We start from the raw sequence: 13,833 nt of genomic DNA on the forward strand, positions 1-13,833 counted from the left end.
TACTGTCGGAGCCGGCCGGTAGCGTAAAAATATGAGTTCCTGGAATACCCTCCCCCGCGCCGCCTTCGACCTCGAGACCACGGGAAAGAACTCCCGCTCAGCGCGGATCGTCACTGCCTCCATCACTGTTGTGGATCAGCAGGGGGAACTCATCTCCGAGCATGAGTGGCTGGCTGATCCGGGCGTCGAAATCCCGGCAGAGGCCAGTGAAGTTCACGGGATAACCACCGAGATGGCCCGGGCTGATGGCCGTCCGGCTGCTGAGGTCACCCGGGAAGTTGCAGCAGTCCTGCAGGAATTGTTCGACGCCGGAACCCCGGTCATCGCCTTCAACGCCAGTTATGATTTCACCGTGCTTGCAGCTGAATCCGCGCGCCACGGCGTCCCGCAGCTGAGCCGGTTCCCGGTGCTGGATCCCTATGTCATGAACAAGCAAGTGGACCGCTACCGCAAGGGCAAGCGCACCCTCACCGCCCTGTGCGAAGAGTACGGGGTGGACTTGGACAACGCGCATACTTCCGCTGCCGATGCCCTCGCCACGTTGCGGGTGTTGGACGCAATGGCAGGCAAGTTTCCTACGTTGCAGATGCCCGCCTCAAAACTCCACCACCTGCAGGTGGACTGGGCAGCGAGCCAAGCCGCTGATTTCCAACAGTACCTGCGGCGCAGCAAGCCCACAGCAGTGATCGAAGGCCAGTGGCCTGTTTTACCGCCGGAAGATGCGGGCCGGGGCGGCTTCTAGGGCCACGGGTTCCAGGGCGCAGTTTCCAGGCCGCAGCGCGTTCACCCGTTGCGACGTAAGTCACAGTAGGGTCAGGGAACGCCAAGCTCAGTTTGTTATGGGCGGGATTCCGCGGTGAGACCGCAAGTCGGAATGACTACTAGGCAAAACGCCGCGCAGGCAGCGGATCATTCGGCATTACTGAGTGAAGGCACTCATTTGTTCGATTCGGGGGCCCGCTGGGCCCTGATGTCATAATTAAGTTTGGCAGGTTGAAGCCCAGCGACGCAGCCCAACCTTCGCGGCAGCCACTTTCCTGGCCCCCTGCCGAACGTCTCCGTGACCCGATGAAAGTGATTTCTTCATGAAATTCAAAGCCTTTAAGTGGCTCTCTGCCGCCCCGGTGGCCGCAGCCTTGGTGCTCTCCCTCGCAGCATGCGGCGGCGGAGCCTCACAGCCGAGCGGTTCCCCCACCGACGCCCTCGCCGGTAGCGACCAGAAGACCCTTGACAAATTCACCACCGCCAGCGTGACACCGTTGGACAAGATCGATAAGTCCAAGCTTGGCCTGATCACCGATGGAACCCTGAGGGTAGGGACGTTGTCTGACGCCCCGCCGAACATCTTCATCGATCCTTCCGGAAAGTTCACCGGCTACGACAACGAGCTCCTCCGGGCAATCGGCGCCAAGCTCGGACTCAAGGTCGAGTTCGCTTCCACCGACTTCTCGGCTCTCCTGTCGCAAGTGGCGAACAAGCAGTTCGACGTCGGCTCCTCCTCGATCTCCACCACCGACGCCCGCCGCAAGACAGTCGGGTTCACCAACGGTTACGACTTTGGCTACATGGCCGTAGTGACCAAGAACGATTCAAAGGTAACCGGCTTCAAAGACCTTAAAGAGGGTCTGCGCATCGGCGTCGTTCAAGGTACGGTCCAGGACGACTACGTCACCAACACCCTCAAGCTCGAACCGGTCCGCTACCCCGATTACAACACCGTTTACGGCAACGTGAAGAACGGCCAGATCGACGCTTGGGTCGCACCGTCCCAGCAGGCTGAAGGACAGGTCAAGTCCGGCGACAACACCAAGATCGCCGAGAAGGTTGTCAATACCCAGAACTTCACCGCGTATGCCGTGAACAAGGACAACCAGCCTTTGATCGATGCCCTGAACTCGGGCTTGGACGCTGTCATCGCGGATGGCACGTGGGCGAAGCTGACGTCCCAGTGGTACAAGGACCGCCCCACGGCCGCCGAGCAGACTCCCCAAGGCTGGAAGCCGGGCAGCAAGGCCGTCCAGCTCCCCGCCAAGTAACCCGGACGTTCCATGGATATCCTCAACCAATTAGCCAAAACCTTCTTCGACTGGGAGGCGATGGGCCAGGTCATCCCCAAGATGTTCACCGTTGGCCTACCCAACACGCTCGTGCTGGCTGTGATTTCAGGCATCATAGGCACGGCCATTGGCATGGTGCTCGCCCTGATGGGGATTTCCCGGAACGCACCTGCCCGGTGGGTTGCGCGCGTTTACACGGACATCCTCCGTGGCCTCCCGCCGGTTCTCACCATCTTGGTGATCGGATTCGGTTTCAGCCCGATCATGAGGCAGCTCACTGGTTCCACGAGCCCCTATCCCATGGCCATCGCGGCCTTGTCCTTGATGTCAGGCGCCTACATCGGCGAGATCTTCCGCTCGGGTATCCAGAGCGTGGACAAGGGCCAGCTCGAGGCCACACGTGCCTTGGGATTCGGTTACGGTCCTTCGATGCGGCTGGTGGTGGTGCCTCAGGGCATTCGCCGCGTGCTGCCGGCACTTGTCAACCAGTTCATCGCGTTGATCAAGGAATCGTCCCTGGTGTTCATGCTTGGCTTGTTGGCGTCCGAACGTGAGATCTTCCAGATTGGCAAGGACTCGGCGGCGAACAGCGGAAACCTGTCTCCATATGTTGCTGCTGCCCTGTTCTACCTGGTTCTGACCGTCCCGCTGACGCATTTCGTGAACTGGATCGACGCCCGCATGCGTGTGGGACGGCCGGAGAAGAAGGAACCCGATGACGCAGCAGCCGTTGTTGGAAAAGGAGCCCAGTCTTGAGTGAATTCACGTCCGGTTCGTTGACGGCCAAGAACATCCACCTCTCGTTCGGTACCAACCACGTTCTGCGTGGCATCGACCTCCATGTGGAGAAAGGCACGACGGCGTCCGTGATCGGCCCTTCGGGGTCGGGAAAGTCCACGCTGCTCCGTGTCATGAACCGATTGATTGAGCCTGACCAAGGCGACATTCTGCTTGATGGTCAATCCGTGCTCAAGGACAACCCCGACGAGTTGCGCCGACGCATCGGCATGGTGTTCCAGCAGTTCAACCTCTTTCCCCATAAGACGGTTGCGGAGAACGTCTCGCTGGCGTTGCGTAAGATCCGCGGCATGTCCAAGGATCAGGCCCGGAATGAGGCCCTTGAGCAACTGGACCTCGTCGGGCTGAAGCACAAGGCCGACGCGCGGCCGGCCACGTTGTCCGGGGGTCAACAGCAACGTGTAGCCATCGCGCGTGCCTTGGCGATGCGGCCGGAGGTCATGTTCTTTGACGAAGCGACCTCGGCATTGGATCCGGAACTCGTCAAAGGCGTCCTGGCCCTCATGACCGACCTTGCCAAAGGCGGAATGACCATGGTGGTAGTGACGCATGAGATGGGCTTCTCACGCAACGTGTCCGACGTCGTAACGTTCATGGATGCCGGCGTCGTAGTGGAATCCGGTCCGCCGGAACAGCTGTTCAACAGCCCGCGGACAGAACGGCTTCAAGGATTCCTGTCGGACGTGCTTTAGGGTAAATCCAACCACGCAGCAGGCCCCGCCACCCCAACGCTTCACGTATGTGAGCTTTGGAGGGCGGGGCCTGCTGCTTTTTCCGGAGAGCCTATTTACCTGATTTCACGCGCAGCACCGTCAACGCCGCGGCGTCCACCTTTGCCCGGAACGCGGGATCGGCCTGGGCCCTCTGCACCACCGCTTGCTGCATGACCGGGATGCTGGAGGGCTCGGCGCAGACCAGCATGGTTCCACCTGCACCGAAGAACTTCAGGGCGCGATCAGCCACGCCCCACGGCCTCAGCTGCCCCGCGCTGCACAAATCATCGGATAGGACGATCCCGGTAAATCCGGCATCGCCGCGGAGCATAGTTTGGATGATGTCCGGGGAGAAAGGAGCGATGTTGGCTGGGTCAATGCGGTCGTAGTAGGCGTTGGAAAGCATGACCCACTGGGCCCCGGAGGTGATCGCAGCGTTGAAAGGAGCGAGATCGGGATCCGTACGCGTGGTTACCGAATCATGGACGTTGCTGCTGACATCGGTGTTGGGTACCACCCTTCCCAGCCCTGGGTAGTGCTTGACCACCGGCATGACTCCTGCGTCCTTCATGCCCTGGGCAAAGGCGTTTCCCAGTCCGGAAACCTGTGACGGATCGAAGCCGTATTCCCTTTGGAAGTGCCCAATAGGCGCGTTCGACGGGGCAAAGTCCGGACTGGTAACAGTGTCCAGGACCGGAGCGAGGTTCACGTTCACCCCAACGCCGCGAAGCTCCTTGCCCCAGACGGCCGCGTTTGACCTGAGCTTCGCCGGGCCGGCCCCTGCTTGCCCCAACGCTGGCGGCATGGTGGAGAAGCCGGGACCGGAAAGAACCTGAACCAAGCCGCCTTCCTGGTCGGTGGCGACGAAGAGCGGCAGCCCTCCTGTTGTGTCAGTGCCGACAGTGCCGGTCAAGGAGGAGACAACCGAAGCAGCGGCGGCCGCGCCGGCAGTGCTGCGACCGCTCAGATACACATTGCCCACGTGGTAGCGCTTCAGGGCATCGAAGGTTGCCGGGTCGGGGCCCGTGGCTTTGGCTGCCACCATGAAAAGTTGGCCCACCCGTTGCTCGAGGCTCAAGGCGGCGAGGTGTTGCTCCGCCACAGTGGGCGTGCTTGGCGGCGGAGCCACAGGGGCCACCGGCGCAGGGGTCGACGGGGCGGCAGATGGCGTTGAACTAACCGTCGGCGTAGCGCTTGGCGACGCCGGCGGGGTGCTGCTTGAGCCCGTTGAGGAGCGGACCTCCGACGGCGACTGGCCGGGTTTATCGGGGCTGCTTGAACATCCCGTAGCCATCGCCAAAAGGACACCAGCTGCAGCGACTCTCACGCCAAGGGAAGCAATGGACATGGTCTTGAGCATGGTAAACCGTGAATTTCGTTGGGGTCGGGTTTCCACCTACGAGCCTACCCCCCGGGAACCGAAGCTGCCCCGGGCAGGGCCGGATCAGCCGGTGCCCGGGGCGAGGAGAAGGCTACGCAGTGGCGGCCGCAGCAGCCTGTGCCGCCGCCGGCAAAGCTTCGACGATGCGGTTCATCGCAGCGTCGTCATGGGCGGCTGAGAGGAACCAGGCTTCGAAAACCGACGGAGGGAGGTAAACACCCGAGTCCAGCATGGAGTGGAAGAACGGCGCGTACCGGAACGTCTCCTGGGCCTGCGCATCATCGTAGTTGTGCACACCGTGGGTGGACGTGCCGAAGGCCACTGAGAAGAGGTTCCCGGCCCGCTGGATGGAGTGGTCCACTCCTGCCGCGTCGAGTGCGCCGGTCAGGGCGTCGGCGAGTTCCACGGAGCGGGCATCGACGAAATCGTAGACCTCCGGCGTGGCATGCGTGAGGGTCGCCACTCCCGCGGCCATGGCCACCGGGTTCCCTGACAACGTACCTGCTTGGTACACAGGGCCCACGGGCGCGAGGTAGTCCATGACGTCGGCACGGCCGCCAAGTGCCGCCGTCGGCATTCCGCCGCCGATGACCTTGCCGAAGGTGAGCAGGTCAGGAGTCCACCCTTCCTGGCGGCCGGTCAGGCCCCAGTAGCCCGCATAGCCGGTACGGAATCCGGTGAGGACCTCGTCCAGGATGAGGAGGGCGCCGTGTTCGGTGGTAATCCGGGAGAGGCAGGCGTTGAACCCGTCCCCCGGTGTCACCACACCCATGTTGGCCGGAGCGGCCTCAGTGATCACGGCAGCGATGTTGCTCCCGTGCGTGGCGAAGGCGGCCTCGACGGCAGCGAGATCGTTGTACGGCAGTACAAGGGTTTCAGCTGCGGTGGCTTCCGTAACGCCGGCCGAACCGGGCAGCGCCAGGGTGGCCACGCCTGAGCCTGCCGCTGCGAGGAGTCCGTCAAGGTGGCCGTGGTAGCAGCCCGCGAACTTGATGATGAGGTTGCGGCCCGTGAACCCGCGGGCCAAACGTACCGCCGTCATGGTTGCCTCGGTGCCGGTGGAGACCATGCGAAGGCGCTCGACGGCGGCGACGCGCTCCTTGACGATGGCGGCGAGGTTGGCCTCGTCCGGGGTGGAAGCTCCGAAGGAAAGGCCCCGGTCCACGGCTGCGTGCACGGCGTCGAGCACGGCAGGGTGTGCGTGGCCAAGCAACGCGGGCCCCCACGAACACACGAGGTCCACGTAGTCCTTGCCGTCCGCGTCGGTGAGGTAGGCGCCCTTGGCCGAAACCATGAACTTCGGAGTACCGCCCACTGATCCGAACGCACGGACCGGGGAGTTCACGCCGCCGGGCATCAGGGACCGGGCGCGGTCGAACAGCTGATCGGAGACAGGGGTGTTTGAAGTCATGGTTCCTATTCTTTCAGTGATTCAGGAGCAATACGGCCAGTGGCAGAACCACCGGGCAGCGCCGTGACTAGGCTGCGGCCAGTAACTCGGCAACCCGAGGCGCCACTTCGGTGCCGTATAGCTCTATGCACCGCATCATGGATTGATGTGGCAGTGTGCCGTTGCTGTATTTGAGGTCGAAGCGGTCCACTCCGAGGTTGCGCTTGAGCAAGGCAATCTTTTGGGCGACCGTTTCGGGAGATCCCACGTAGAGGGCACCCTCGGGGCCACACATTGCATCGAACTCGCCGCGGTTGCCCGGGCCCCAGCCGCGCTCCGCGCCGATCCTGTTGCGTTGGGCGAGCCAGTGCGGGAATAGTTCCTCGCGGGCGGCCTCATCGGTGTCCGAAATGAATCCTGGGGAGTGGGTGGCAATTTGCCTCATCGGGTGGCCGTACTTTGCCATCGCGTCCCGGTAAAGGTTTACCAGCGGGGCGAACCGGCGCGGCTCCCCTCCGATGATCGCGAAGATGATCGGATAGCCATATTCGGCGCAGCGCAGCACGGATTCGGGCGTCCCTCCCACGCCGATCCACGCTGGCAGTAGATGGTGCTGCAGCCGCGGATACACCTGGAGCCCGCTCACGTTGGGACGGGTCCGCCCTTCCCAGTGGATGGGCTTTTGGGCCCGCACTTTGTCGAAGAGTTCCAGCTTTTCCTCGAACAAGACCTCATAATCGGCCAGGTCCAGGCCAAAAAGCGGAAACGACTCCACGAACGAGCCCCTGCCAAGCATCACTTCGGCCCGGCCGTTGGACAACGCATCCACCGTGGCAAACCGTTGGAAGACGCGGATGGGGTCATCCGAGCTCAGCACCGTCACGGCGGAGCCCAGCCGGATCCGGGACGTCACCGCAGCGGCGGCGGCAAGGAAGACCTCAGGCGCGGACACCGCGAAATCGCGGCGGTGGTGCTCCCCCACGCCAAAAGCGTGGATTCCGACGGCGTCGGCCAACTTGGCTTCTTCCAGCAACTCACGCAGTACTTGCGCGTGCTCCTTCAGGTTCCCGTCGGCGTCGAGCCCTGCGTCACCGAAAGTGTTCACTCCAAGCAGGATCCGGTTGGCACCAACGGGGGCCGAAGGATCGGTGGGTACGGCGCTCATCAGGACTCCTTCAGCCAACCTGCCAATTCGGTGGCCCAGTAGGTAAGGATGTTATCCGCTCCGGCCCGTTTGATCCCGAGCACGGACTCAGTGATCGCGCCGCGCCGGTCGATCCAGCCGTTGGCGGCTGCCGCTTCGATCATGGCGTACTCACCTGAGATCTGGTAGGCCGCGACAGGCACAGGGCTCATGGCGGCAACGTCGGCCAGGATATCCAGGTAGCTCATGGCCGGCTTGACCATGACCATGTCCGCACCTTCCTCAAGGTCCAGCTCAACTTCCAGGATGGCCTCGCGACGGTTGGCCGCATCCATCTGGTACGTCCGCCGGTCCCCCTTCAATTGGGAGTCAACGGCTTCGCGGAACGGCCCGTAAAAAGCGGACGCGTACTTTGCCGCGTAGGCCACGACTGCCGTGTTCTTGTGCCCGGACTCTTCCAGGGCCTGGCGGATCACGGCGATCTGTCCGTCCATCATGCCCGAAGGCCCCAGGACATGCGCACCGGCATCAGCCTGGGCCACAGCCATCTGTCCGTAGATGGCGAGCGTGGCATCGTTATCCACATATCCGTCATCATCCAAGACTCCGCAGTGGCCGTGATCGGTAAATTCGTCAAGACAAACATCACTCATCACCACCAGGTCGTCGCCCACTTCGGCCCTGACATCGCGGATGGCCTTGTTCAGGACGCCGTCCGGGTCAAGCGAAGCGGTTCCCCGCGCGTCGCGTACTGCAGGTACACCGAACAGCATGATGCCACCGACACCCAGCTCCACGGCCTCAGCAGCCGCCCGCTTCAACGACTCCGTGGTGTGTTGGACAACGCCGGGCATGGAACTGATGGGACTGGGCTCGGTGAGGCCCTCGCGGATGAAGGCAGGGAGGATCAGGTCTGCCGGCGCGAGGCGGTTTTCGGCAATGAGCCGCCGCATGGCCGGTGTTGTGCGCAGGCGGCGGGGGCGGTGGTTCGGAAAGCTCATGGCAGGTTCCCTTCGTTGGCGAAAACAGATTCGAGGGCGGACACGATGCCGTCCGGAGTTGGTTGTGGGGCGATGGCCGCAACAGTGATGCCCAGCGCGGAGGCCGCTGCCGCCGTCGGAGGTCCTATCGCGATGAAGCAGCAGCCAGCCAGCTGGGGAAAAAGGCCGGCGATGCGACGCACGGCGCTGGGCGACGCAGCTACAACAGCATCTATCCTTCCGGCCTCGAGCTCGTGACCAACCTCCAGCGGCGTGAGGACAAGGGTACTTGTTTCGGAAGGCACGACGCCGGCCGGCAGCTCAGCGGTCAGGCGCCGTTCCTCGCTCGCCGGGAAATCGACGGTGTGGTACGCGGTGACGGCGGTGACGTCCGCGCCCCGTGCTGCCAATCCCTGCCGAAGGCCCGGTGCGGCGAGGTCGGCCTGCGGCAGGAAGACCCGTGCCGGTGCAGGATCCCACAGGGCAAGCAGGCCCTCGGCGGATTGGGTCTCCGAGGGCGCCAAAGCAACCCGGAGGCCGACTGATTCGAGGACGCGTTGGGTCGAGGCACCAACGGTGGCCACCTGGGTTCCAGCGGGAATAAGGTCGACCAGGGCGGCGCCGCGTCCCGCCGCGTTCTCCATCAGCGCACGCACCGTGGTGCTGCTGCTGACCACCAGCCAGTCAAAGCCGCCGGCGGCAAGCGCGTCCATGGCGGCGTCCAGGGATGCTTGGTCTTGGGCCCGCTCGAAGTCGATCAGTGGCAGCAGCAGGGGCTCCGCGCCCAGGTTTCCGAGGAGCGAAGCCAGGGGCTTGGCCCGGTCGGCGGTCCTGGTGATCAGGATGCGCCGACCGGTCACAGCTGAGGTAGCCGAAGGCTTAGGAAGCGGCAAGATCCGCGATCTCCGCGGCACCTGCCGCCAGCAGCAATTCCGCCACTTCGATGCCCAGCAACGTCGCGCCCACAACTGTCAGGCCGTCTGTCGCCTTCTTTTCACGCACGATCTTGGTGCCGTCCACGGCGCACACGGCCGCTTCCAAGTGCAGCATGCTGCCCTTACGGAACGCATAGGCGCCCACGGGGGCCGCGCACCCCGCTTCAAGCCTGGCAAGCACTGCGCGTTCGGCCGTGACGGCCAGCCGGGTGTCGTCGTCGTTCAGTGCGGCCAGGGCCTGGGCCAACACACCATTGGAGCCCTCGGTGGATCCTGCTTGGGGCGGTGCGTCTACGGTGCGGCACTCGATGGCGAGCGCGCCTTGACCGGGCGCGGGCAGCATGAGATCAGTACCGAAGAACTCGCTCACGGTGTCCAAGCGGTCCATTCGCTCCAGTCCCGCAGCGGCGAGGACCACGGCGTCGAGGTCGCAGGACTTGCCGGGAACAACCTCAGCCGTGGTGTTTCCGGGCAGCCCCGGGACGCGTCCCAGACGCGTATCCACGTTGCCGCGGATATCGAGGACTTCAATGTCCGGGCGCGCGGCTCTCAGCTGGGCTGCCCGGCGTGGAGAACCTGTGCCCACCTTCGCTCCGCCCGGGAGTTCAGCGAGCGTCATGCCATCGCGTGCGCACAGCACGTCCCTGACATCCACACGCTTGGGCGTTGCAGCAATACTCAACCCGGGTGCGGCCCCGGTTGGGAGATCCTTGAGGGAGTGCACGGCAACATCGCAGGTCTCAGCCAACAACGCGTCACGCAAAGCCGCTACAAACACGCCGGTGCCTCCCATCTGGGAGAGGGAGCCGGTTTTGACGTCGCCCTCGGTCCTGATGTGCACCAGGTCTACCGGGAAGCCACCAACAGCTGCCAACTTATCGGCGGTCTGCTGCGTCTGCGTCAAAGCCAGTTTGCTGGCCCTGGTGCCGATGCGAACGGTCACTTGGCTGCCTCGGCTGCGGGGTACTCGTCGTGGTCGAGTCCGATCCTGGTACCAACCTCGGCGATGACCGGCTTGGCACCACGGAAGTTCTCGCAACAGTTGGGACGGCACACGTCGTACCACGGCCCGAGATCGGTGACGTGGGGGCGTTCGGCAATATTGTTCTCCGCCGTGCGTTCGCAGATGAGGTCCACCAAGCCGGAGACGAAGGCGGCATGGGTACCGGGGGTTGGAACGCGGGTTGCTTCGATGTTGAGGTTCTTGCACGTTTCCAGTGCCTCGGTGTCGAGGTCCCAGGCCACTTCCATGTGGTCGCTGACGAACCCGAGGGGCACGATGACGACGCCGCGCACACCCTGGGGAGCGATCTCCTCAAGGTGGTCATTGATGTCGGGCTCCAGCCAGGGAATGTGCGGCGCACCGGAACGCGACTGGTACACGAGGTCCCAAGCGACGTTCGGGGCAACAACGTCCATGATGGCCTTGGCGTTGGCCAGGTGCTGGGCGGCGTAGGCGGACCCTTCGGCGAACTCGCGGGGCTCGTCGTCGGACTTTCCCGCAGCTTCAGCGTCCCGGGTGGGGATGGAGTGCGTGGCGAACAGAACGCGGATCTTCGAGTCGGGGTCGGCTTCGCCGGCAGCAGCAAGCTTGCCGCGGACCTCTGCCAGACCTGCCGTGGTGCCTTCGATAAACGGCTGAACCACGCCCGGGTGGTCAAAGTACTGCCGGATCTTGTCCACCTGGAGCTTCCCGTCCAGGCCGGTTTCCGTCAGTGCCAGCCCGATGTCTTCCCGATACTGGCGGCAGCTGGAGTAGCAGGAGTAGATGCTGGTGGTGAGCATCAGGATGCGGCGGTGGCCGGCGTCGTAGGCGTCCTGCAGGACCGGGGCGATGTAGGGCTCCCAGTTCCGGTTGCCCCACAGTACCGGCAGCTCGATGCGGCGCTTGGACAGTTCTGCCTCGATCGCAGCCTTCAGCTCACGATTCTGCTGGTTGATGGGGCTGATTCCACCAAAAGCGCGGTAATGGTGGGAGACCTCTTCCAAGCGCTCATCGGGGATGCCGCGGCCACGGGTGACGTTGCGCAGGAACGGGATCACGTCTTCCTGGCCTTCGGGGCCACCGAAAGAGGCGAGCAACACGGCGTCGTACTGCTTGGGTTCTTGTCGGCCGCGCTCGGTTACCTGGTTCGGCTCAGTGGAAATGGTGAGCTCACTCATGCCAGGACCTCGGCAATCTCGGCGGCCGTCACGCGGCGGCCGGTGTAGAACGGAATTTCTTCCCGGACGTGGTTGCGGGCATCAGTGGCGCGAAGGTGGCGCATCAGGTCAACGAGGTCGACCAGTTCCGGTGCCTCGAGGCCGAGGATCCACTCCCAGTCCCCCAAAGCGAAGGAGGAGACCGTGTTGGAGATGACTTGGGGGAAGTCACGGCCGAGCATGCCGTGGTCACGGAGCATCTTGCCGCGTTCTTCTGCCGGAAGGATGTACCACTCGTAAGAGCGGACGAAGGGGTAGACGCAGAGCCAAGTGCTGGGCTCAACGCCGCGCGCGTATGCCGGCACGTGGTTCTTGGCGAATTCGGCTTCACGGTGCACGCCCATGGCGGACCAGACGATCTCGGTGCCCGCGAACAGCTTGCTGCGGCGGATGGAACGGACGGCGGCCTGCAGGTCTTCCGGCTTCGCGCCGTGGAGCCACACCATGATGTCCGCATCCGAGCGCATTGCCGACACGTCATAGCTGCCTCGCAGCACCACTCCGCCCTCTGCGAGCGATCCTGTGAGGGCCTCGAATTCCTGGGCAGCCTCGCCGCTGCGCAGGACGTCGGACGAGCGCTTGAAGACCGTCCAAAGCGTGAAGAACTGCTCTTCGGGCCCGGCAGTTTTAGTGACAGATTCGGCAGAAGTGTGGCTCATGGTTCAAGTTTGCCCCGCGCTGGCCGCTAAGTCGAAACGAACTAGTTCTACAAGACGTAGAAGTGATGTAAATCATACTCAGCGGGAAGGCGTCAGGCGGTCGACGGCAAGCTGGGCGCGTGTATCTGCCACCACTGCGGCCAAGCCATTTCCAGCCAGCCACCCGCCAACAAGCGTCAGGCCTCCCACCTCCGCGCACACTTTGCGCACCTCAGCAACACGCTGTTTGTGACCGACTGCCGCAAAGGGCAACGCCCCCGCCCAACGGACCACATCCCAACCCACAATGTCCGTCCGGGACACGGGAACGGTCAACAGCGCGGAAGCATCCGCCAAGGCGGCCTGGAGCAGCGATTCGTCATCCAGGACGATATCGGCCGATCCTCCCGCCTCCTCGCGGCGCCCGTAGGACAGGCGGAGGACGTGCGTGCCGGGACCAGCCTCATCGGCAAGCCAATCCCACTTTGCCGTAGCGTGGGTCAGCGCTTTAGCCATGATGCCCGGCGTTTCCGGCGCCACGAGCACTCCCGTGCCACGCGGACGGCTATCCAACTCCGGCAGGTCGACTACCAGCGTCACGAGGCTTACCAGCGGCCCCGGCGCCGGGCGGAGAACGGACAAGGCGGGCAGGGACTCCTGCAACAGGCCGACGGCGGCCGGGCCGTCGAGCGCAACTACCAGCCTGCCGGCGTCGAACGTTTCGGTACCCGCGGTGACCCTCCAGCCGTCCTGCGTCTTCAGCACTCCGGTAGCACGCGTGGAAAGCAGCAGTTCGACCCCGCGCCGGCGGAGGTCGGCGACCAACGCTGTCACCAAAGTGTTCATGCCGCCCTTCAAACCGGCGACGGCGGAGCCCGCCTTTGCCGGCACGGAACCAGGCCCCGGCCCAGGCCCAGGCGCGGCTTTCTTGCCGGCAGCTTGACGTTGCGCAGCAACAGCGGCAGCCAAGGAACCCTGTGCCCGGAGGCCTGCCCGCAAGCCAGGGGCAACCATGTCAACATCCAGCAGGGCCGGGTCTGCCGAATGAACGCCACCGACCACTGGTGCGACCAAACGCTCCAGTACCCTGCGGCCCATCCTGGCCCGCACCAGCGCCGCGACGCTCGTAACATCAGCGGAAGTTCCCAGGGAGGCCGGAAGCCATCGATCAAGTGAGGCCCTGAGTGCACCAATGAGCCCCAGCGAACGCCGGACTTCAGGATCCCAAGGGTTCGCCGGGATACCGAGAACGCCCGTTTTGGGGAGCTCTTGTGGCCCATCCGGAAGTTGCACCCACGCACCGCCGGGGTGCGGGGCCACGATGGCATCCCCCAGGCCGAGCTCGCGGGCGAGGTCCGCCACCGCGGTGGATCTGGTGGCGAAGGACTCCGCTCCGCTGTCCAACTGCAGCCCGGCAACGACGTGGCTGCCGACGCAACCACCCCAGGCGTCGGTTGCTTCAAGGACGGTGACCGAATGTCCGGCCCTGGCAAGTTCGCGCGCCGCTATCAGGCCGGATATTCCGCCACCCACCACCACTGCGGTGGGTCCGTGTGTGCCTTTTTTGGCGGTGACATGCTCCCCGCGCATCATGG

13 protein-coding genes are annotated in these 13,833 nt (G+C 64.0%); 4 read left to right on the forward strand and 9 right to left on the reverse strand.

The genetic code is table 11. The features are described 5' to 3' along the window. Positions 1-31 precede the first annotated feature (31 nt). The 4 genes from QRN42_RS08885 to QRN42_RS08900 all read left to right on the forward strand — a co-directional run bounded on the left by QRN42_RS08885 (position 32) and on the right by QRN42_RS08900 (position 3,547). Complete coding sequence (locus QRN42_RS08885) at positions 32-742, forward strand: 3'-5' exonuclease (protein WP_284978889.1); 711 nt, start codon at positions 32-34, stop codon at positions 740-742. Positions 743-1,085: 343 nt separating this feature from the next. Beyond that, positions 1,086-2,036 carry an ABC transporter substrate-binding protein gene (locus QRN42_RS08890; RefSeq protein WP_284978890.1) on the forward strand — a complete coding sequence of 317 codons (951 nt, stop codon included), beginning with the start codon at positions 1,086-1,088 and terminating at the stop codon, positions 2,034-2,036. A 12-nt stretch (positions 2,037-2,048) separates the two neighbouring features. Beyond that, positions 2,049-2,813, forward strand: coding sequence for an amino acid ABC transporter permease (locus QRN42_RS08895; protein WP_284976001.1), 765 nt, complete (start codon positions 2,049-2,051; stop codon positions 2,811-2,813). Next, the gene (locus QRN42_RS08900) at positions 2,810-3,547 is read left to right on the forward strand and encodes an amino acid ABC transporter ATP-binding protein (protein ID WP_284976000.1); all 738 of its coding nucleotides are present in this window, start codon (positions 2,810-2,812) and stop codon (positions 3,545-3,547) included. Before QRN42_RS08895 ends, QRN42_RS08900 begins: the two co-directional genes overlap by 4 nt. Before the next feature lie 91 nt (positions 3,548-3,638). Here the strand turns inward: QRN42_RS08900 and QRN42_RS08905 are convergent, their stop codons facing one another. The 9 genes from QRN42_RS08905 to hemG all read right to left on the reverse strand — a co-directional run bounded on the left by QRN42_RS08905 (position 3,639) and on the right by hemG (position 13,828). After that, positions 3,639-4,916: a glycoside hydrolase family 3 N-terminal domain-containing protein gene (locus tag QRN42_RS08905; protein WP_284978891.1), complete on the reverse strand. Its 1,278-nt coding sequence runs from the start codon at positions 4,914-4,916 to the stop codon at positions 3,639-3,641. A gap of 124 nt (positions 4,917-5,040) precedes the next feature. Then, positions 5,041-6,360: a glutamate-1-semialdehyde 2,1-aminomutase gene (hemL, locus tag QRN42_RS08910; RefSeq protein WP_284978892.1), complete on the reverse strand. Its 1,320-nt coding sequence runs from the start codon at positions 6,358-6,360 to the stop codon at positions 5,041-5,043. A 67-nt stretch (positions 6,361-6,427) separates the two neighbouring features. Then, a complete protein-coding gene (locus tag QRN42_RS08915) occupies positions 6,428-7,504 on the reverse strand; it encodes an LLM class flavin-dependent oxidoreductase (RefSeq protein ID WP_284978893.1) in 1,077 nt (358 codons plus the stop codon). Then, on the reverse strand, positions 7,504-8,484 hold the full coding sequence (hemB, locus tag QRN42_RS08920) for a porphobilinogen synthase (RefSeq protein WP_284978894.1): 981 nt from the start codon (positions 8,482-8,484) through the stop codon (positions 7,504-7,506). Before hemB ends, QRN42_RS08915 begins: the two co-directional genes overlap by 1 nt. Further along, positions 8,481-9,323: a uroporphyrinogen-III synthase gene (locus tag QRN42_RS08925; RefSeq protein WP_284978895.1), complete on the reverse strand. Its 843-nt coding sequence runs from the start codon at positions 9,321-9,323 to the stop codon at positions 8,481-8,483. The genes hemB and QRN42_RS08925 overlap by 4 nt, the downstream gene beginning before the upstream one ends. A 19-nt stretch (positions 9,324-9,342) precedes the next feature. Then, a complete protein-coding gene (gene hemC, locus QRN42_RS08930) occupies positions 9,343-10,341 on the reverse strand; it encodes a hydroxymethylbilane synthase (RefSeq protein WP_284978896.1) in 999 nt (332 codons plus the stop codon). Next, positions 10,338-11,561, reverse strand: coding sequence for a ferrochelatase (locus QRN42_RS08935; RefSeq protein WP_284978897.1), 1,224 nt, complete (start codon positions 11,559-11,561; stop codon positions 10,338-10,340). The genes hemC and QRN42_RS08935 overlap by 4 nt, the downstream gene beginning before the upstream one ends. Continuing rightward, a complete protein-coding gene (gene hemQ / locus QRN42_RS08940) occupies positions 11,558-12,259 on the reverse strand; it encodes a hydrogen peroxide-dependent heme synthase (RefSeq protein WP_284978898.1) in 702 nt (233 codons plus the stop codon). Before hemQ ends, QRN42_RS08935 begins: the two co-directional genes overlap by 4 nt. 78 nt (positions 12,260-12,337) lie before the next feature. Beyond that, positions 12,338-13,828, reverse strand: coding sequence for a protoporphyrinogen oxidase (gene hemG / locus QRN42_RS08945; protein ID WP_284979040.1), 1,491 nt, complete (start codon positions 13,826-13,828; stop codon positions 12,338-12,340). Positions 13,829-13,833: the final 5 nt, after the last annotated feature.

The sequence above is a fragment of the Arthrobacter sp. fls2-241-R2A-200 genome (assembly GCF_030209745.1).
Taxonomy (GTDB): Bacteria; Actinomycetota; Actinomycetes; order Actinomycetales; family Micrococcaceae; genus Arthrobacter.